At 73.9% G+C, this 17,509-nt stretch carries 14 protein-coding genes; 11 read left to right on the forward strand and 3 right to left on the reverse strand.

Annotated elements, in window-relative coordinates:
- Positions 1–348: 348 nt before the first annotated feature.
- Entirely contained in the window at positions 349–1,071 is a 723-nt protein-coding gene (locus KZX45_RS04120; RefSeq protein ID WP_248256454.1) for a response regulator transcription factor, read from the reverse strand.
- A gap of 221 nt (positions 1,072–1,292) precedes the next feature.
- Between KZX45_RS04120 and KZX45_RS04125 the strand changes: the two genes are divergently transcribed.
- The 4 genes from KZX45_RS04125 to KZX45_RS04140 are packed head-to-tail and all read left to right on the forward strand — an operon-like array spanning position 1,293 to position 5,094.
- On the forward strand, positions 1,293–2,018 hold the full coding sequence (locus KZX45_RS04125; RefSeq protein WP_248256455.1) for a hypothetical protein: 726 nt from the start codon (positions 1,293–1,295) through the stop codon (positions 2,016–2,018).
- Positions 2,019–2,052: 34 nt separating this feature from the next.
- A complete protein-coding gene (locus KZX45_RS04130) occupies positions 2,053–2,670 on the forward strand; it encodes an FABP family protein (protein WP_248256456.1) in 618 nt (205 codons plus the stop codon).
- Between the two features lies 1 nt (position 2,671).
- Positions 2,672–3,823, forward strand: coding sequence for a folate-binding protein YgfZ (locus tag KZX45_RS04135; RefSeq protein WP_248256457.1), 1,152 nt, complete (start codon positions 2,672–2,674; stop codon positions 3,821–3,823).
- A complete protein-coding gene (locus tag KZX45_RS04140; RefSeq protein WP_248256458.1) occupies positions 3,820–5,094 on the forward strand; it encodes an aromatic acid exporter family protein in 1,275 nt (424 codons plus the stop codon). The genes KZX45_RS04135 and KZX45_RS04140 overlap by 4 nt, the downstream gene beginning before the upstream one ends.
- Before the next feature lie 41 nt (positions 5,095–5,135).
- Here KZX45_RS04140 and KZX45_RS04145 read toward each other — a convergent pair whose 3' ends face one another.
- Positions 5,136–5,564: a Rieske (2Fe-2S) protein gene (locus KZX45_RS04145; RefSeq protein WP_248256459.1), complete on the reverse strand. Its 429-nt coding sequence runs from the start codon at positions 5,562–5,564 to the stop codon at positions 5,136–5,138.
- A gap of 33 nt (positions 5,565–5,597) precedes the next feature.
- Here KZX45_RS04145 and KZX45_RS04150 point away from each other — a divergent pair, with 33 nt between their 5' ends.
- The 4 genes from KZX45_RS04150 to KZX45_RS04165 all read left to right on the forward strand — a co-directional run bounded on the left by KZX45_RS04150 (position 5,598) and on the right by KZX45_RS04165 (position 9,842).
- On the forward strand, positions 5,598–5,933 hold the full coding sequence (locus KZX45_RS04150; RefSeq protein WP_248256460.1) for a DUF2516 family protein: 336 nt from the start codon (positions 5,598–5,600) through the stop codon (positions 5,931–5,933).
- The gene (gene dtd, locus KZX45_RS04155) at positions 5,930–6,355 is read left to right on the forward strand and encodes a D-aminoacyl-tRNA deacylase (protein WP_248256461.1); all 426 of its coding nucleotides are present in this window, start codon (positions 5,930–5,932) and stop codon (positions 6,353–6,355) included. The genes KZX45_RS04150 and dtd overlap by 4 nt, the downstream gene beginning before the upstream one ends.
- A gap of 171 nt (positions 6,356–6,526) precedes the next feature.
- Entirely contained in the window at positions 6,527–7,096 is a 570-nt protein-coding gene (locus tag KZX45_RS04160) for an O-acetyl-ADP-ribose deacetylase (RefSeq protein ID WP_248256462.1), read from the forward strand.
- Positions 7,097–7,265: 169 nt separating this feature from the next.
- On the forward strand, positions 7,266–9,842 hold the full coding sequence (locus KZX45_RS04165; RefSeq protein WP_248256463.1) for an ATP-dependent Clp protease ATP-binding subunit: 2,577 nt from the start codon (positions 7,266–7,268) through the stop codon (positions 9,840–9,842).
- Positions 9,843–10,105: 263 nt separating this feature from the next.
- Here KZX45_RS04165 and KZX45_RS04170 read toward each other — a convergent pair whose 3' ends face one another.
- On the reverse strand, positions 10,106–10,882 hold the full coding sequence (locus KZX45_RS04170) for a glutamine amidotransferase (RefSeq protein WP_248256464.1): 777 nt from the start codon (positions 10,880–10,882) through the stop codon (positions 10,106–10,108).
- Between the two features lie 212 nt (positions 10,883–11,094).
- On the opposite strand from KZX45_RS04170, the gene KZX45_RS04175 reads away from it, so the two are divergent.
- The 3 genes from KZX45_RS04175 (at position 11,095) to KZX45_RS04185 (ending at position 17,449) form a co-directional block, all read left to right on the forward strand.
- Positions 11,095–11,265 (forward strand): CsbD family protein, encoded by a 171-nt coding sequence (locus KZX45_RS04175; RefSeq protein ID WP_248256465.1) that lies wholly within the window; start codon positions 11,095–11,097, stop codon positions 11,263–11,265.
- Between the two features lie 242 nt (positions 11,266–11,507).
- Positions 11,508–14,216: a pyruvate, phosphate dikinase gene (ppdK, locus tag KZX45_RS04180; protein WP_248256466.1), complete on the forward strand. Its 2,709-nt coding sequence runs from the start codon at positions 11,508–11,510 to the stop codon at positions 14,214–14,216.
- Positions 14,217–14,485: 269 nt separating this feature from the next.
- Positions 14,486–17,449: an FAD-binding and (Fe-S)-binding domain-containing protein gene (locus tag KZX45_RS04185; protein ID WP_248256467.1), complete on the forward strand. Its 2,964-nt coding sequence runs from the start codon at positions 14,486–14,488 to the stop codon at positions 17,447–17,449.
- Positions 17,450–17,509 lie beyond the last annotated feature (60 nt).

A 17,509-nucleotide genomic window follows, 5' to 3' on the forward strand; every position in this document is an offset into this window, starting at 1 on the left:
CCCTGACGTGGACGTGACCGGCGGGTGAACCGGCGGTGCCCAGGCTAAGCCAGGAAGGTCCCGCCCGAGGAACCACGCGTCGTCGCGTCGGCCGGGGGAGTGTGAGGACGCCGGGCCGGAGAGCGCCAGTCGGCGCGAAGGCCGCTCTTGGCGGCTTGTGTTGGAGCCCGGGGCTTTCGCGACCCGGCGTCAGGCCCCACTGTACGGCAGTGGTTCCGTGACCGCGCAAGCGCAGGGCTCACCCGGGGAGGCGGCGACGGCGGAGCCGCAGGTCACGGTCCCGGCCACGGCGTGGCGGCGGGCCAGGGGTGGGCGTGGCGCCCGGACCCGGGGTCGGCGTGGCGCCCCTCACGGCGCCGGCGTGGCGCCGTCGTCGCGCCCCTCACCGCCGTCACGCCCGCGCGGGTCGAAGCGGTACCCGACGTTGCGCACGGTGCCGATGAGCTGGTCGTGCTCGCTGCCCAGCTTCGCGCGCAGGCGCCGGACGTGGACGTCCACGGTCCGCGTACCGCCGAAGTAGTCGTAGCCCCACACCTCCTGGAGCAGCTGGGCCCGTGAGAGCACACGCCCGGGGTTCTGGACCAGGTGGCGGAGCAGCTCGAACTCCTTGTAGGTCAGGTCGAGGTGCCGGCCCCTGACCCGGGCCGTGTACGCCGAGGCGTCGATGACGAGGTCGCCGGCCTCGAGCCGGTCGGGGGAGCCGGAGGGCTCCGCGTCCGGGCGCGGGACCTCGGCGATCATGCGCAGGCGCGCCTCGACCTCCGCCGGCCCCGCGCTGGCCAGGACGACGTCGGCGGCGCCCCATGACCGGGAGACCGCGGTGAAGCCGCCCTCCGTGAGCACGAGGAGCACGGGCGGGGCCGCCATGGGGCCGCTCAGGCCGCGGCAGAGGGTCCGTGCCACGACCAGGTCCGACCGGGCGTCGAGGAGCACGGCGGCCGCGCCGTCGTCCTCGACGACGGAGGAGAGGGCCGGGGGAGCGACCCGGACGTGGTGCGTGAGCAGGGTGAGGGCGGGCAGCACGGCGGCGGCGCCGTCGGGTTCGGCGGTGAGCATCACGAGTTCCGCCACGGGGCCCCCTCCTCACGGGTGGCCACACTCTAGCGGGACGGTGGGGGTGCCCCGACGCGTGACCGTGTGCGGGAGACCGCCCGGTCCCGGAGCCCCCGGGCGGCCCCGGGCGGCCCCGGCGTACGGGGGCCAGCCCGTCCCATCTGCAACAATCGCCGGGTGACCTCCACCGCCCCGTGCCGACCGGGCGGCGGAGCAACCCCTCGGGACGGGGCCCTCCGATGATGGGCGCCTCCACCCGCGCGGTGTTCACGGCCCTCGGCGCCGCCACCGTGGCGCTCGCCGGGTACGCGTCCCTCGACGTGCTCACCGGCGTGGTCCTCGCGCTCGGTCTCGTCTTCGCCTCGGGGTGGCCTCGGCTGCTCTCGCTGCCCACCGCCCGCGGCGGCAGCCTGGTGATCGGCCTGACGGCGCTGGCCGCGGTCGCGGTGGTGAGGGTGAGCACCTTCGGTGACCTCGCCGTGGTCATGGGCCTGGCCGTCGTCGCTGCGTTCGTCCACCAGATGCTGCGGCGTGACGGCCGCCCGAGACTCGTCGAGTCGGTGGCGGGCGTGGTCTCGGGGACCGTCGTCGTCGTCTCGGCCGCCGGCTGGCTCGCCGTGGAGGAGGGCGTCGTCAGCGCCGAGCTGGTCGTCACGGCCGCGGCCGCGATCGCCGCCGCGGCCGCCGTGACGGCGGTGAACGCGGCCACCCGGCTCGTCGCCGCGCTCGCCACGGTGGTCGGCGGCGCGGTCGGGCTGCTCACCGGCTCCCTGCTCGGCGACGTCGGCCCGGTGCCAGGCCTGCTGGTGGGGCTCGCCGCCGGGATCCTCACGGCCGCCCTGCACATCCTCTTCGGCCGGTTCCCGGCCTCGCGGCGGGTCCGCCCCGCCCTCGCCGCCGCCCTGCTGCTGGTGCTCGCGTCCGGCGTGCCCGTCTTTCTCGTCAGCCGGCTCCTGGGCGGCTGACCCCCTCACGCCTCACGACGACTAGCCTGGCACCATGCCGTTCCAGCTCCCTGACGACCTCGCCCCGGAGTGCTACCCGCTCGCCTGGCTCCTCGGCTCGTGGCGCGGCTTCGGCCTGCTCGGCTACCCGGGCGTGCCGGAGACCCCTTTCGTGCAGGAGATCGTCTTCGACCACGACGGCGGGCCCTACCTGCGCTCGACGTCGACCATCCACCTCGCCGACCCCGAGGGGTCCGGCCCCATCGCCCGGGAGATGACCGGGCACGAGGGGGCGGCCGCACTGGTCCGCGGCCAGCTCTGGTCCACCGAGACCTCGTACTGGCGGCCGGTGCCGAACGGGCACCCCACGCCGGAGGAGGGGGACGGCACCGCCCGGACGAGCGCCGGTGCGCCGGTGCCCCCGCCGACCGAGCTCGAGGTGCTCGTCGCGGACCCCGCCGGCCAGATCAGCGTCTACGTGGGTTCCGTGCGCGGGCCGCGGATCGACCTGTCCACGGACGCGGTGGTGCGCACGGCCACCGCCGCCGAGATGACCGGGGCCACCCGCGTCTACGGGCTCGTCCAGCGGGACCTGATGTGGGCGATGGACCTCGCCGCCTTCGGCCACGAGCTCCAGTCCTACGCGTCCGGCCGGCTGAGCCGGGAGGAGTGAGATGACCGCCACCGAGGAGACCACCTACCGCAGCCCGCTGCTGGGCCGGCCTGGCGCCGTCGCCGACTCGGGGCCCGACGCGGGCGTCGCGCTGCACTACGGCGACCCGGTGCACGAGCAGCGCGCCCTCGCCCGCGGCGAGGCGCTGGTGGACCTCTCCCACCTCGGCGTCGTCACCGTCACCGGCCCGGACCGGATCAGCTGGCTGAACACGCTCAGCTCCCAGCTGCTGCTGGGCCTCGAGGCCGGGGCCTCCACCGAGCTGCTGCTCCTGGACGTCAACGGGCACGTCGAGCACGCCCCGGCGGTCCAGGACGACGGCGAGCGCACCTGGCTGATCACCGAGGCGGCGGACGCCGCGCCGCTCGCCGCCTTCCTCGACTCGATGCGGTTCATGCTCCGCGTGGAGGTCGGGCGGCGCGACGACGTCGCGGTCCTGGGCACCGCCGCCGGCGGCTGGACCGCACTCCCGGACCACCCGGCCCACCTGCTCACCTGGCAGGACCCCTGGCCCCGCACCGCCCCCGGCTCCACCGACTACGGGCCCCCGGACGCCGAGCACCCCGGCATCGAGATCCACCGCGCCCTCTCGCTCGTGCGGCGCGACGCGCTGGCCGCGGTGGCCGAGGACTTCTGCGCCCCGACGGCGGAGCCGGGCACCCGCCCGCGCCGCCTCGCCGGGACGTGGGCGTGGGAGGCGCTGCGGGTGGAGGCCTGGCGCCCCCGCCTGGGCCGCGAGGTGGACGAGCGCACCATCCCGCACGAGCTCGACTGGCTGCGCACCGGCGTCCACCTGAGCAAGGGCTGCTACCGCGGCCAGGAGACGGTCGCGCGCGTGGTCAACCTCGGCCGCCCGCCCCGCCGCCTGGTCATGCTGCACCTCGACGGCTCCGAGCACCTGCTGCCCGGCCCGGGCGACGAGGTGCGGCACGGCGAGAAGGTGGTGGGACGCCTGACCACCGTCGTCCGGCACGAGGAGCTCGGGCCCGTGGCGCTCGCCGTCGTCAAGCGCAGCGTGCCCGCCGACGCCCCCCTCACGGCCGGCGGGGTCGCGGCCGCCCAGGAGATCGTCGTCGGGACCGACGGGGTCACCGACGTGCGACCCGCCGAACGCCCGGGGGCCGGTCTCCGCCGTCGCGACCTGCGGCCATGACGGCCGGCCCGGCACGCCCGGGCGCGGACCGGTCCGACGAGGGGCGGGCGGACCGTGCGGGCGCGGACCGGTCGCGCCCCGCGGGACGGGGGGACGGCCCCGGCGCGGACCCGCCCGGCACCGAGGGGCGGCCGCACCGCTCGGCGGCCCAGCTCGTCGCCGCCGGGATCGGACGCACCATGGACCTGCGTCGCTGGCGCGTCGTGCTGCGCGTCCAGGCACGCCAGGGCCGCCGCCGCACCTCCGACGCGTTCGCCCCGATCCTCACCGCGGCGCTCGCCGCGGGCCTGGCCTACCTCGTCTCGGGCAGCCTCCTCGGGCACGAGCTGCCCATGTTCGCCCCGATCGCCGCCTGGGTGTGCCTGGGGTTCAGCCCCGACCGGCAGCTGCGCCGGGTCGCCGAGATGGGCGCCGGCGTCACGCTCGGCGTGGGCCTGGGCGAGCTGTTCGCCGCCCTGTTCGGCGCGGGGCCCGTGCAGATCTTCGCGGTGCTGCTCATCTCCGCCCTGACCGCCCGCTTCCTCGACCGCGGCCAGCTCTTCACCACCCAGGCGGGCGTGCAGTCGATCGTCATCGTCGCCATGCCGGCCAGCATGTTCGCCGACGGTGCCGTCGGCCGCTGGTCGGACGCGCTCGTCGGCGCCGCGCTCGCGCTCCTCGTCACCGCGCTGCTGCCCGGCGACGTGGTGCGCCGCCCCCGCCGCCTGGGCCAGGAGGTGCTGAGCGAGCTGGCCTCGATGCTCGCCACCCTCGGCCGGGGACTGCGCAGCGGCGATGCCCAGCTCGCCGCCGACGCCCTGGCCCAGGGCCGCGGCTCGCAGGGTGGGCTCGACGCGTGGGTCACCGCCGTGCGCAGCGCCAAGGAGGTCGTCCGGGTCAACCCGGCGCTGCGGGCGGAGCGCGCCACCATCGCCGAGCTCGGCCGGGTGAGCACCCTGGCGGACCGCGCCATGCGCAACGCCCGGGTGGTCTGCCGCCGTGCCGTGGTCGCCATCGAGGAGGACGGGCCGTCGCCGGACATCGCCGACGAGGTCGACGCCGTCGCCGCCGCGCTGAGCTCCCTCGCCGCCGCGATCGGTCACGGCGACCCGCCCGAGCACGCCCGCGCCACGCTGGTGCGGGTCTCCGCCACCCTCGTCCCGGTGCTGCACGCCGAGGAGGGCTGGCGCAAGCAGACGCTGGTGTCGCTCCTGCGTTCGCTGGTGGTCGACGCGCTGCAGATGACCGGCATGTCCCGCCGGCAGGCGATGGCCCAGCTCGCCGAGGGCTGAGCCGACGGCGGGGCGGCCGTCCGGTCAGCGATCCGGCGGGGTCACCCGAGGACGACGTCCTCGCCGACGACGGTCACGGGCACCGGCGGGAGCGGCTCGTTCGCCGGCCCGGTGACCACGCTGCCGTCGGTGAGGGCGAACGCCGACCCGTGGCACGGGCAGTCGATCTCCGTCCGTCCGATCTGCACGGCGCACCCCTCGTGGGTGCAGACCCCGCTGAATGCCCGGATCGTGCCGGCCTCCGGCTGCACGACCACCACCGACGCGCCCTCCACGTCCAGGACGACGCCGGAGCCGACCGGCACCTCGCCCACCCCGAGGAGCCGGGTGCCCGTGGCGGAGGGCGGGGGCGCGGCCGCCTCGCCGGGGTCGTCCCCGCCGCACGCCGCGAGCAGGGGGACGGTGAGCAGGCCGGTGCCGGCCAGGAGCACGCTGCGACGGGCCGGTCCGGCCCCGGAGGTGATGTCCACCCGCCCATCGTGCCCGCTCGTTACGCTGCGGTGGTGATCGCCAACGTGCAGGTGCTGCTCTTCCTCGCGCTCTCCCTCGTCCTGCTGGGCATCGAGCTGTGGGCGCTCGTGGACGCCGCGCGGCGGCCGGCGGGCGCCTTCACCTACGGGGGCAAGCGCACGAAGAAGTTCTGGGTCCTGCTCACGGGCATCGGCGCTCTTGTCGGGTTCATCGCGATCCCGCCGCCGCTGGGCCTGGGCATCCTCGGCACGTTCACGATGTTCATCGCGGTCGTCCCCGCCGGCGTCTACCTCGCCGACGTCCGGCCCGCCGTCAGCGGCTACGGGGGCGGGCGGCGCCGGCCTCCGGGCCAGGGCGGCCGCTGGTGAGGGCCGTCCTCCAGCGGGTCACCCGCGCGTCGGTGACCGTCGGCGACGAGGTCGTCGGTCGGATCGACCGCCCCGGGCTGCTCGCACTGGTCGGCGTCACCCACGACGACGGTGCCGAGCAGGTCGACCGGCTCGCCCGCAAGATCGCCGAGCTACGGATCCTGCGGGACGAGCGGTCGGTCGCGGACGACGACGCCCCCGTCCTCGTCGTCTCGCAGTTCACCCTCTACGCCGACGTGCGCAAGGGCCGGCGCCCCACCTGGAACCACGCGGCGGCGGGCGCGGTCGCCGAGCCGCTGGTCGACGCGGTGGCCGACGCGCTGCGCGACCGCGGCATCGAGGTCGCCACCGGCCGCTTCGGCGCCGACATGTCCGTCGAGCTGGTCAACGACGGCCCTGTCACGCTGCTCGTCGAGGTCTGATCGTCCGACCTGGACGCACCGGTGCGGGGCCCGCGGTCCGCACGGGGACGCATGGTCAACCGGTGCGGGCGGTCCCCGGCGGCCGGTCCGGACGTCCGTCCACACGTGCCCGGCGGGCCGCGCCGGTGGAGGGCGCCGGCCGGCCGCTCGGCGTCGCGAGAGGATGGGGACATGAGGATCGAGGCCGTCAGGGGCGACATCACCCGGCAGGACGTGGACGCCATCGTCAACGCCGCCAACTCCTCGCTGCTGGGCGGAGGCGGCGTTGACGGCGCGATCCACCGGGTCGCCGGGCCGGGGCTCCTCGAGGAGTGCATGGAGCTGCGCCGCACGGAGCTGCCCGACGGGCTGCCCGTGGGCGAGGCCGTGCCGACGGCCGGATACCGGCTGCCTGCGCGGTGGGTCATCCACACGGTGGGCCCCAACGCCCGCCGCGGCGAGACGGACCCCGCGCTGCTGGCGGCCTGCTTCACCAGCGCGCTCGTCGTCGCCACGGACGTCGCGGCCCCTACCGTCGCCTTCCCGGCAGTCAGCGCCGGGGCCTTCGGTTGGGACGTGGCCGAGGTGGCGCGCGTCGCGGTGGAGGCGGTCGGCGCTTTCGGGGCCCGGCAGGAGAACCGCGACGGCGCCGAGGTCTGCGGCCTCGAGGTCCGCGAGATCGGGGCCACCCGGATCGAGCTCGTGCGCTTCGTGCTCTTCGACGACCGGGCGCTGGAAGCGTTCAGCCGCGAGCTGGGCTGAGGCCTGCCGATCGTGCCGCGCGCGGCGGTTCCCGCGAGCCGGACCCACGCGTCACGCCGGTGGCGAACACGGGCAGTTCCGCGCCGTCCCCGCCGTTAGCCTTGACGAACGCTGCCCAGACCGGTTGCCGCCGGGTACTGGCCGAGGTAGCCGCCCGTGAGGAGTGCACATGTTTGAACGATTTACCGACCGTGCCCGACGCGTGGTCGTCCTCGCCCAGGAAGAGGCGCGGATGCTCAACCACAACTACATCGGCACCGAGCACATCCTCCTCGGCCTGATCCACGAGGGAGAGGGCGTTGCCGCGAAGGCCCTCGAGGCCCTCGACATCTCGCTCGAGGCGGTGCGTGCGCAGGTGACCGAGATCATCGGCGAGGGGCAGCAGTCCCCGTCCGGTCACATCCCGTTCACGCCGCGAGCCAAGAAGGTCCTCGAGCTGTCCCTGCGCGAGGCGCTGCAGCTCGGCCACAACTACATCGGGACCGAGCACATCCTGCTCGGGCTCATCCGCGAGGGCGAGGGCGTCGCCGCCCAGGTGCTGACCAAGCTCGGCGCGGACCTCAACCGTGTCCGCCAGCAGGTCATCCAGCTCCTGTCGGGCTACCAGGGGAAGGAGCCCGTGGCCTCCGGCGGTCCCGCCGAGGGCCAGCCCTCGGGCTCCGCCGTCCTCGACCAGTTCGGCCGCAACCTGACCCAGGCCGCCCGGGAGGGCAAGCTCGACCCGGTCATCGGCCGGAAGCTCGAGGTGGAGCGGGTCATGCAGGTGCTGTCCCGCCGCACCAAGAACAACCCGGTGCTGATCGGCGAGCCCGGCGTCGGCAAGACCGCCGTCGTCGAGGGCCTCGCCCAGGACATCGTCCGCGGCGACGTCCCGGAGACGCTGAAGGACAAGCAGCTCTACACGCTCGACCTCGGCTCCCTGGTGGCCGGGTCGCGCTACCGCGGTGACTTCGAGGAGCGCCTGAAGAAGGTGCTCAAGGAGATCCGCACCCGCGGCGACATCATCCTGTTCATCGACGAGATCCACACCCTCGTCGGCGCGGGTGCCGCCGAGGGCGCCATCGACGCGGCGTCGATCCTCAAGCCCATGCTGGCCCGCGGCGAGCTGCAGACCATCGGGGCCACGACCCTCGACGAGTACCGCAAGCACATCGAGAAGGACGCCGCCCTGGAGCGCCGGTTCCAGCCGATCCAGGTGGCCGAGCCGACGCTCGCGCACACCATCGAGATCCTCAAGGGCCTGCGCGACCGGTACGAGGCGCACCACCGCGTCTCCATCACCGACGAGGCGCTCGTGGCCGCCGCCACCCTGGCGGACCGCTACGTCTCCGACCGGTTCCTCCCGGACAAGGCGATCGACCTCATCGACGAGGCGGGCGCGCGCCTGCGCATCCGCCGCATGACGGCCCCGCCGGAGCTGCGCGAGCTCGACGAGCGCATCGCCGAGGTCCGCCGCGAGAAGGAGTCGGCGATCGACGACCAGGACTTCGAGAAGGCCGCGCGTCTGCGCGACCAGGAGAAGACTCTGGGCGAGCGCCGGACCGAGCGCGAGAAGGCATGGAAGAACGGCGACCTCGACGCGGTCTCCGAGGTCGACGAGGAGCTCATCGCCGAGGTGCTGGCGATGTCCACCGGCATCCCGGTCTTCAAGCTCACCGAGGAGGAGTCCTCGAAGCTGCTCCACATGGAGGACGAGCTGCACAAGCGCGTGGTCGGCCAGGACACGGCCATCAAGGCGCTCTCGCAGGCGATCCGCCGCACGCGCGCCGGTCTGAAGGACCCCAAGCGCCCGGGCGGGTCGTTCATCTTCGCCGGCCCCACCGGCGTCGGGAAGACCGAGCTGGCCAAGGCGCTCGCCGAGTTCCTCTTCGGGGACGAGGACGCACTCATCCAGCTCGACATGTCGGAGTTCTCCGAGAAGCACACCGTCTCGCGGCTCTTCGGCTCTCCGCCCGGGTACGTCGGCTACGAGGAGGGTGGCCAGCTCACCGAGAAGGTGCGGCGCCGTCCGTTCTCCGTGGTGCTGTTCGACGAGGTGGAGAAGGCCCACGCCGACATCTTCAACTCGCTCCTGCAGATTCTCGAGGACGGCCGTCTGACCGACTCCCAGGGCCGCACGGTGGACTTCAAGAACACCGTGATCATCATGACGACGAACCTCGGCACCCGAGACATCGCCAAGGGCCTGCTGACTGGCTTCCAGGCCGGTGGCGAGCTGTCCAACAGCTACGAGCGGATGAAGACCAAGGTCAACGAGGAGCTCAAGCAGCACTTCCGGCCCGAGTTCCTCAACCGCGTGGACGACGTCATCGTCTTCCCGCAGCTCTCGGAGGCGGAGATCATCCAGATCGTCGACCTCATGATCGCCCGCCTGGACCAGCGCATGCGGGACCAGGACATGACGATCGAGCTCACGCCGTCGGCCAAGGAGCTCCTCGCCGAGCGCGGGTACGACCCGGTGCTCGGGGCGCGCCCGCTGCGCCGGGCGATCCAGCGCGAGATCGAGGACGTGCTCTCCGAGAAGATCCTCTTCGGCGACGTCAAGCCCGGCCAGAAGATCCTGGTCGACGCCGAGGGCGAGGGCCTGCTGGGCCAGTTCACCTTCACCGGTGTCCCGGCCGGGGAGATCGTCAAGCCGGAGCCCGTCGCCGTCGGGCACGGGACGACGGTCGAGCAGCGTGACATGCCGACGGCGCCCGAGGGCGGCGGCGCCGGCGGCGGCGGTCAGCTCCAGCCCGGTTCCTGACCGGTAGACGTTCCGCACGGGAAGGCCCGGCGACCATCTGGTCGCCGGGCCTTTCCCGTCGCCCGAGGAGCAGTCCTCAGCCGCGCGATGTCCGGACTGTCACCGGTAAGTGCTCCTGGGCAGATGAAGTGTTCCTAGGACGACTCATCCTGCGCAAAGACACTTACTGGTCGAAGTCTTGCGATCCTGGCCGCAGTTTCGCGGTCCCGGCCGCAGAGGGGGGCCCGGGTGAGCGTGCGGGTGCCGCGCCGCCGAGGCCGGGCTCAGGCGTCGACGGAGACGAGACCGCCGGCGGTGCTGGTGACCCGCTGGTGGTACCGCTCGACGAACGCCCGCACCAGCGCGTGGGAGGCGCTCACGTCGGCGCGGGAGATCCGCTCGATCACGCCGTCGACCTGGTCAGCGGGGAAGTAGCCCGAGTGGCGGTAGACCTCGATCCGGGTGATCAGCGCGGCCCGGTCCATCTCGGGATGGAACTGCGTGACGTACTGGTTCCGGCCCAGGCGGAACGCCTGCACCGGGCAGGACGCCGAGGTGGCGAGCAGCGTCGCGCCCGGCGGCACCGCCGTCAGGGCCTCCTTGTGCCCGACGTAGGCCTCGAACGCGCCCGGGAGGCCGCCCAGCACCGGGTCCCGCCGCCCCTCGCCGGTCAGTGTGATCAGCGCGGCGGAGGTCTCCTCGGCGTAGGTACCGTCGACGACGCCGCCCGCCCGCCGGCCCAGCGACCCCACACCGAAGCACAGCCCGAGGAAGGGGAAGTCGCGCCGCTGCACCTCGGCGAGGACGGCGTCGAGCTCCGCCTCGACGCGCCGCTGCGTCGGGCTCTTGGACCCCTCGGGCACCGACGTCGTGAACGGGCTGCCGCCGAGGATCACGCCGGCGTAGTCGTCGAGGTCGAGGGAGAACGGCCCGGACTCCATCCGGACGCGCACCAGCTCCTCGGGACGCAGGCCGCCGTGGCGCAGGAACGACGCGTACTCGTCGTCCGCCGCGACGTCCTCGCTTCGGGACGCGAGGAGCACGAAGGGCTTGCCGGACATGGTCTGATCTCACCACCGCCCGCCCGCGACGGTCGCGACCGTCCGGCACGTGTCGCCGCGGCGGTCGGGTGTCCGGATGGCGGGACGACGCCGAAAGAGGCTGGCAGCGTCGTCACCCTCGGCGTAGAGGTCCCGGCGTGCGGACCCGAACGTCCAGATCTACCGTGGAAACGGATCCCCACCAGGGGGACTCTCGACGGAAGGAGCCAGCGATGGGTCTGGACGACAAGATCAGCAACGCCGCCGAAAAGGGCGCAGGCAAGGTCAAGGAGGGCGCCGGCAAGGCGACCGACAACGAGAGGCTGGAGGCCGAGGGCCAGGCCGACCAGACCAAGGCCAACCTGAAGCAGGCCGGCGAGAACGTCAAGGACGCCTTCAAGTAGACGCCGCGACGGCAGTCGACCGGAGCCCCGCGGGAGCGATCCTGCGGGGCTCCGTCGTGATCAGGCCGAGCTCCGCCGTGGGTGCAGGGCCCCGCGAGCGTCACGGACGGCGCGAGTCCCGTACCGTTCCGCGCCAGGGCCCTTGGTCATCCGGTGTGAGCGGCCTCACCCCCTATCCTGTCGAACGTGACCGCGGTCACCCGTAGCCTGGCCGCGAACACCCGACGGCGAGGAGAGTCGCGATGGCGAAGTACGTGTACCGGTTCAGCGAGGGTGACAAGGACCAGAAGGACCTCCTGGGCGGCAAGGGCGCCAACCTGGCCGAGATGACGAAGATCGGCCTGCCGGTCCCGCCGGGGTTCACGATCACCACCGAGGCGTGCCGGGCGTACATGCGCGACGGGCAGGTCCCGGCGGAGCTGCGCGTCGAGGTCACGATGGCCATGCGCGAGATCGAGGACACGATCGGCCGGCGCCACGGCGACTTCCACGAGCCGCTGCTGGTCTCGGTGCGCTCGGGCGCGAAGTTCTCCATGCCCGGGATGATGGAGACGGTCCTCAACGTCGGCCTCAACGACGCCTCCGTGAAGGGGCTGGCCGAGTTCTCCGGGGACGAGCGCTTCGCCTGGGACTCCTACCGCCGCCTGATCCAGATGTTCGGCAAGACCGTGCTCGAGATCGACGGCGACCGCTTCGCCGCCGCCCTGGACGCGAAGAAGAAGGAGGTCGGGGCCGCCACGGACGTCGACCTCACCGCGGAGGACCTCAAGGACCTCGTCGAGTCGTTCAAGCAGATCGTGCGCGACGAGTCCGGCCGCGAGTTCCCCCAGCACCCCCGTGAGCAGCTCGACATGGCCATCGAGGCCGTCTTCGGCTCGTGGAACACCGAGCGTGCCCGCCTGTACCGGCGCCGCGAGCGCATCCCCAACGACCTCGGCACCGCCGTCAACGTCGTCACCATGGTGTTCGGAAACCTGGGCGAGACGTCCGGCACCGGCGTGGCCTTCACCCGCGACCCGTCCACCGGCCACTCCGGCGTGTACGGCGACTACCTGCCCAACGCGCAGGGCGAGGACGTCGTCGCCGGCATCCGCAACACCCTGACGCTGGCGGAGCTGGAGGGCCTCGACCCCAAGTCCTACGCCGAGCTCATGCAGGCGATGCGCCGCCTGGAGACCCACTACCGCGACCTGTGCGACATCGAGTTCACCATCGAGCGCGGCAAGCTGTGGCTGCTGCAGACCCGGGTGGGCAAGCGCACCGCCGGGGCGGCGTTCAGGGTGGCCACCCAGCTCGTGGACGAGAACCTCATCACCATGGACGAGGCGATCTCCCGCGTCTCGGGCGCCCAGCTCACCCAGCTGCTGTTCCCCCAGTTCGACGGCGAGGCGGACCGCAAGCTCCTCACGAAGGCGATGGCCGCGTCCCCCGGCGCGGCGGTGGGGGAGATCGTCCTCGACAACGCGCAGGCGCTCGAGCGCACCCAGGCGGGGGCGAAGGTCATCCTCGTGCGCCGGGAGACCAACCCCGACGACCTGCAGGGCATGATCGTCGCGGCCGGCGTGCTGACCTCGCGCGGCGGGAAGACCTCGCACGCCGCCGTCGTCGCACGCGGCATGGGGACCACCGCGGTCGTCGGCGCCGAGGAGATCGACGTCGACGTCGCGGCCCAGGAGGTCCGGGTCGCCGGGAAGGTGCTGCGCCCCGGCGACGTCATCGCGCTCGACGGGACCACCGGCGAGGTGTTCCTCGGCGAGGTGCCGGTGGTCGACTCCCCGGTCATGCGCTACATCGCCGACGGGCTCGACGCCGGGCTCGCCGCGAGCGAGGACGACGCCACCCGGGAGCTCGTGCTCGCCGTCGACCGGATCCTCACCCACGCCGACTCGGTGCGGCGCATGAAGGTCCGGGCCAACGCGGACACCGCCGAGGACGGGCGCCGGGCGCGTGAGCGCGGCGCCCAGGGGGTGGGGCTGTGCCGCACCGAGCACCAGTTCCTCGGCGAGCGGCGCACCTACATCGAGCACCTCGTCCTCGCCGAGGGCCAGGAGGCCCGTGAGGCGGCGCTGGCCGAGCTGCTGCCCCTGCAGCGCAAGGACTTCGTCGACCTGCTCGAGGCGATGGACTCCCTGCCCACCACGATCCGGCTCATCGACCCGCCGCTGCACGAGTTCCTGCCCGACCTGACCGAGCTGGCCGTGAAGGTCGCGGTGGCGAAGGAGAGGGGCGAGGTCGACGAGCGGGACGTCAAGCTCCTCGCCGCGGTGCAGCGGATGCACGAGCAGAACCCGATGCTCGGCCTGCGCGGCGTGCGGCTCGGGCTGAAGGTGCCGGGGCTGTTCGCGCTGCAGATCCGGGCGATCGCCGAGGCCACGGTGGAGCTGCGCCAGGCGGGGAAGGACCCGCGGCCGGAGATCATGGTCCCGCTCGTCGGCTCGGTGCGGGAGCTGCAGATCGTCCGGGAGGAGGCCGAGGGCATCCTGGCCGAGGTCGGCGAGGCCGCCGGCACCCCGCTCGACCTGCCGATCGGCTGCATGATCGAGCTGCCCCGCGCCGCGCTGACCGCGCACCGCATCGCCGAGGAGGCCGACTTCTTCTCCTTCGGCACGAACGACCTCACCCAGACGACCTGGGGCTTCTCCCGCGACGACGTCGAGGGCGCCTTCTTCGCCGACTACCTCGAGAACGGGGTGCTGACCATCTCCCCGTTCGAGACCCTCGACGGCGACGGCGTGGGCGCCCTGGTGGTCGCCGGCGTCACGGGTGGCCGCTCGACCAAGCCGGACCTGCACATGGGGGTCTGCGGCGAGCACGGCGGCGACCCCGAGTCCATCCACTTCTTCCACAACGCCGGGCTCGACTACGTCTCCTGCTCACCGTTCCGGGTGCCGATCGCGCGGCTCGAGGCCGGCCGCGCCGCCGTCATGGCGGGGGAGGACACCACTGCCTGAACCGCCACCCCGGGCGCGTGAGGTCAAGACGCGGCCCCGCACGCGGGGCGAGCTGTCACCAGCTCGACGACACGTCAACGAGCTCGCCCGGTATGGGCGGTGAGCTGTCACGAGCTCGGTGCCACGTCAACGAGCTCGCCCGGGCGTGAGCTGGCGCGAGCCCGGTCAGACATCCACCTCTCAGCGTCTTCCCGGACCCGGGTGAAGGCGGTGGTCCGCACGCCGGATGCACGGCACCACGGGTCGGGGCCCGTGCCAGACTGGCACGGGTGAGCACGGTGACCAGCAGCGACATCGCGGCGGCCCTGAGGACGGCGGTGGCCGGCGAGGTCGACGACTCCGACCGCCGCCGGGCGGAGTACTCCACGGACGCCTCGAACTACCGGGTGGTCCCGCGCGTGGTCGTCGCTCCCCGGGGCGTCGACGACGCGCTCGCGGCCCTGGACGTCGCGCGCCGGCTGGAGGTCCCGGTCACCGCCCGCGGAGCGGGGACGTCGGTCGCGGGCAACGCCGTCGGGCCGGGGATGGTGCTGGACTTCTCGCGGCACATGAACAAGATCGTCTCGCTCGACCCCGAGGCGCGCACCGCCGTCGTCCAGCCCGGGGTCGTCATGTCGGACCTGCAGGTCGTGGCCCGCCCGCACGGGCTGCGCTTCGGGCCGGACCCGTCCACGCAGAACCGCGCCACCCTCGGCGGGATGATCGGCAACAACGCGTGCGGCCCGCACGCCGTGGCCTACGGGCGCACCGCGGACAACGTCCGCTCGCTCGACGTCGTCGACGCGTCCGGGCGCCGGTTCACCGCGGGCGCCGGCGACGGCGCGCTCGACGCCGTGCCCGGACTGGAGAAGCTGGTCAGCGCGAACCTCGCCACGATCCGCACCGCCCTGGGCCGCTTCAAGCGGCAGGTGTCCGGCTACTCCCTCGAGCACCTGCTGCCCGAGCACGGCACGGACCTGGCCAAGTTCCTGGTCGGGTCGGAGGGCACGCTCGTCACGGTCCTCGGCGCGACCGTGGACCTCGTCCCGATGCCGACCGCGCCGGTCGTGGTGGCGCTCGGGTACCCGGACATGCCGACGGCGGCCGACGCCGTCCCGGCCCTGCTCGAGTTCAACCCGCTGGCGGTGGAGGGCATCGACGCCCGCCTCGTCGACGTGGTGCGCCGCCACCGCGGCCCGGCCGCCGTGCCGGAGCTGCCGCCGGGCGGCGGCTGGCTGCTCGTCGAGGTCGGCGCGCAGCCCGGCGAGGGCGCGGAGGAGGTCCTGGCCCGCGCCCGGGCCCTGGCCGCCGCCGGCGGGACGGACGCGGCCGCCGTCGTCCCGGCGGGGGAGCAGGCCGACGCGCTCTGGCGGATCCGGGCCGACGGCGCGGGCCTGGGCGGGCGCACCCCGGCCGGGGACCCGGCCTGGCCGGGCTGGGAGGACGCCGCCGTCCCGCCCGAGCGGCTGGGCGACTACCTGCGCGACTACACCGCGCTGATGGCCGACCGCGGGGTGGACGGGCTGCTCTACGGGCACTTCGGCGACGGGTGCGTGCACGTGCGCCTGGACCTGCCGCTGGAGACCCCGGCCGGGATCGGGCCGTCGCGGGAGTTCCTCGAGGCGTCCGCGGACCTGGTGGCCCGCTACGGCGGCTCGCTCTCGGGCGAGCACGGGGACGGCCGGGCCCGGTCCGAGCTGCTGGGCCGCATGTACGCGCCCGAGGTGCTGGACCTGTTCGGCAAGGTCAAGACCCTGTTCGACCCGTCGGGGCAGCTCAACCCGGGCGTGCTGGTGGACCCGGCCCCGCTGGACGCGGACCTGCGCCGGCCGTACGCGAGGCCCACACCCCCGGCCAAGGGGTTCGCCTTCCTCGAGGACGGCGGCGACTTCGCCACCGCCGTCCACCGCTGCACCGGGGTGGGCAAGTGCCGGGCGGACAACTCCGCCGCCGGCGGCTTCATGTGCCCGAGCTACCAGGCCACCAAGGACGAGAAGGACGTCACCCGCGGGCGCGCCCGCGTGCTGCAGGAGCTCACCAACGGCTCGCTGATCACCTCCTGGGACTCCCCGGCGGTCCGCGACTCCCTCGACCTGTGCCTGTCCTGCAAGGCCTGCTCCGCCGACTGCCCCACCGGCGTGGACATGGCCCGGTACAAGTCCGAGGCGCTCCACCGCGGCTACGCCGGCAAGGTCCGGCCGGTCAACCACTACCTCCTCGGCCAGCTGCCCCGCTGGACCGGGCTGGTCACGAAGGTCCCCGCGCTGGCCAGGCTGTCCAACCGGGCTCTCGGGTTCCGGCCGCTCGCCCGGCTGGTGCTCCGCGCGGGCGGGATGGACCCGCGCCGGCAGATGGTCACCTTCGCCGAGGAGCGCTTCTCCGCCTGGTGGCGCAAGCGCGAGAACGGTGTGCCGGCGGGCCCGGAGAGGCGAGCGCGCCCCGACACTGTGAGCGCTCCACGCGCTCCACGCGCACCAGGCGCGGTCGACGCGTCGAGCAGCGCTCGCGCGGGTGCCTCGCCCGGCGACGCCCAGCGCCGCGCGGTGCTGTGGGCCGACTCGTTCTCCGAGACCCTCGACGGCGACGGCGCACGTGCCGCCGTGACCCTGCTGGAGCAGGCCGGCTACACCGTGATCGTGCCGGACGAGAATGCGTGCTGCGGCCTGACGTGGATCTCCACCGGGCAGCTCGACGGCGCGAAGAAGCGCCTGACCCACCTGCTCGGCGTGCTCGCGCCGTACGCGGCGAACGGCATCCCGGTGGTCGGCGTCGAGCCGTCCTGCACCGCGGTCCTGCGCTCGGACCTGCCCGACCTGCTGCCCGAGGACCCCCGCGCCCGGATGCTCGCCGACGACACCTACACCCTCGCCGAGCTGCTCACCGCGCCCGCCCCCCTCGGCCCGGGCCCGGACTGGGTGCCCGCCTCGCTGGATGGCCTCGAGGTCGTGGCCCAGCCGCACTGCCACCACCACTCGGTGATGGGCTGGGAGGCCGACGCCGCGCTGCTCGCCCGGGCCGGGGCGACGGTCACCCGCCTGGCCGGGTGCTGCGGCCTGGCCGGGAACTTCGGCATGGAGGCGGGGCACTACGAGACCTCGGTGGCCGTGGCCGAGAACGCCCTGCTGCCCGCCCTGCGCGCGGCCGGCCCGGACACCGTCTACCTCGCCGACGGCTTCTCCTGCCGCACCCAGGCCGACCAGCTGGTCGGGCGCCACGGCGTGCACCTCGCCCAGCTCCTCACCGGCCAGCGGTAGCCCCGAGCGCCCCGTCGACCGTGCGAAGATAGGGACGGATCCCCTCTCAACCCACGAGTC

The sequence above is a fragment of the Georgenia sp. EYE_87 genome (genome assembly GCF_023148685.1).
GTDB lineage: Bacteria > Actinomycetota > Actinomycetes > Actinomycetales > Actinomycetaceae > Georgenia.

Coding starts and splice junctions, on each gene's coding strand:
- KZX45_RS04125 (WP_248256455.1), top strand. CDS start 1,293: ATGATGGGCGCCTCCACCCGCGCGGTGTTCACGGCCCTCGGCGCCGCC.
- KZX45_RS04130 (WP_248256456.1), top strand. CDS start 2,053: ATGCCGTTCCAGCTCCCTGACGACCTCGCCCCGGAGTGCTACCCGCTC.
- KZX45_RS04135 (WP_248256457.1), top strand. CDS start 2,672: ATGACCGCCACCGAGGAGACCACCTACCGCAGCCCGCTGCTGGGCCGG.
- KZX45_RS04140 (WP_248256458.1), top strand. CDS start 3,820: ATGACGGCCGGCCCGGCACGCCCGGGCGCGGACCGGTCCGACGAGGGG.
- KZX45_RS04160 (WP_248256462.1), top strand. CDS start 6,527: ATGAGGATCGAGGCCGTCAGGGGCGACATCACCCGGCAGGACGTGGAC.
- KZX45_RS04165 (WP_248256463.1), top strand. CDS start 7,266: ATGTTTGAACGATTTACCGACCGTGCCCGACGCGTGGTCGTCCTCGCC.
- KZX45_RS04170 (WP_248256464.1), bottom strand. CDS start 10,882: ATGTCCGGCAAGCCCTTCGTGCTCCTCGCGTCCCGAAGCGAGGACGTC.
- KZX45_RS04175 (WP_248256465.1), top strand. CDS start 11,095: ATGGGTCTGGACGACAAGATCAGCAACGCCGCCGAAAAGGGCGCAGGC.
- ppdK (WP_248256466.1), top strand. CDS start 11,508: ATGGCGAAGTACGTGTACCGGTTCAGCGAGGGTGACAAGGACCAGAAG.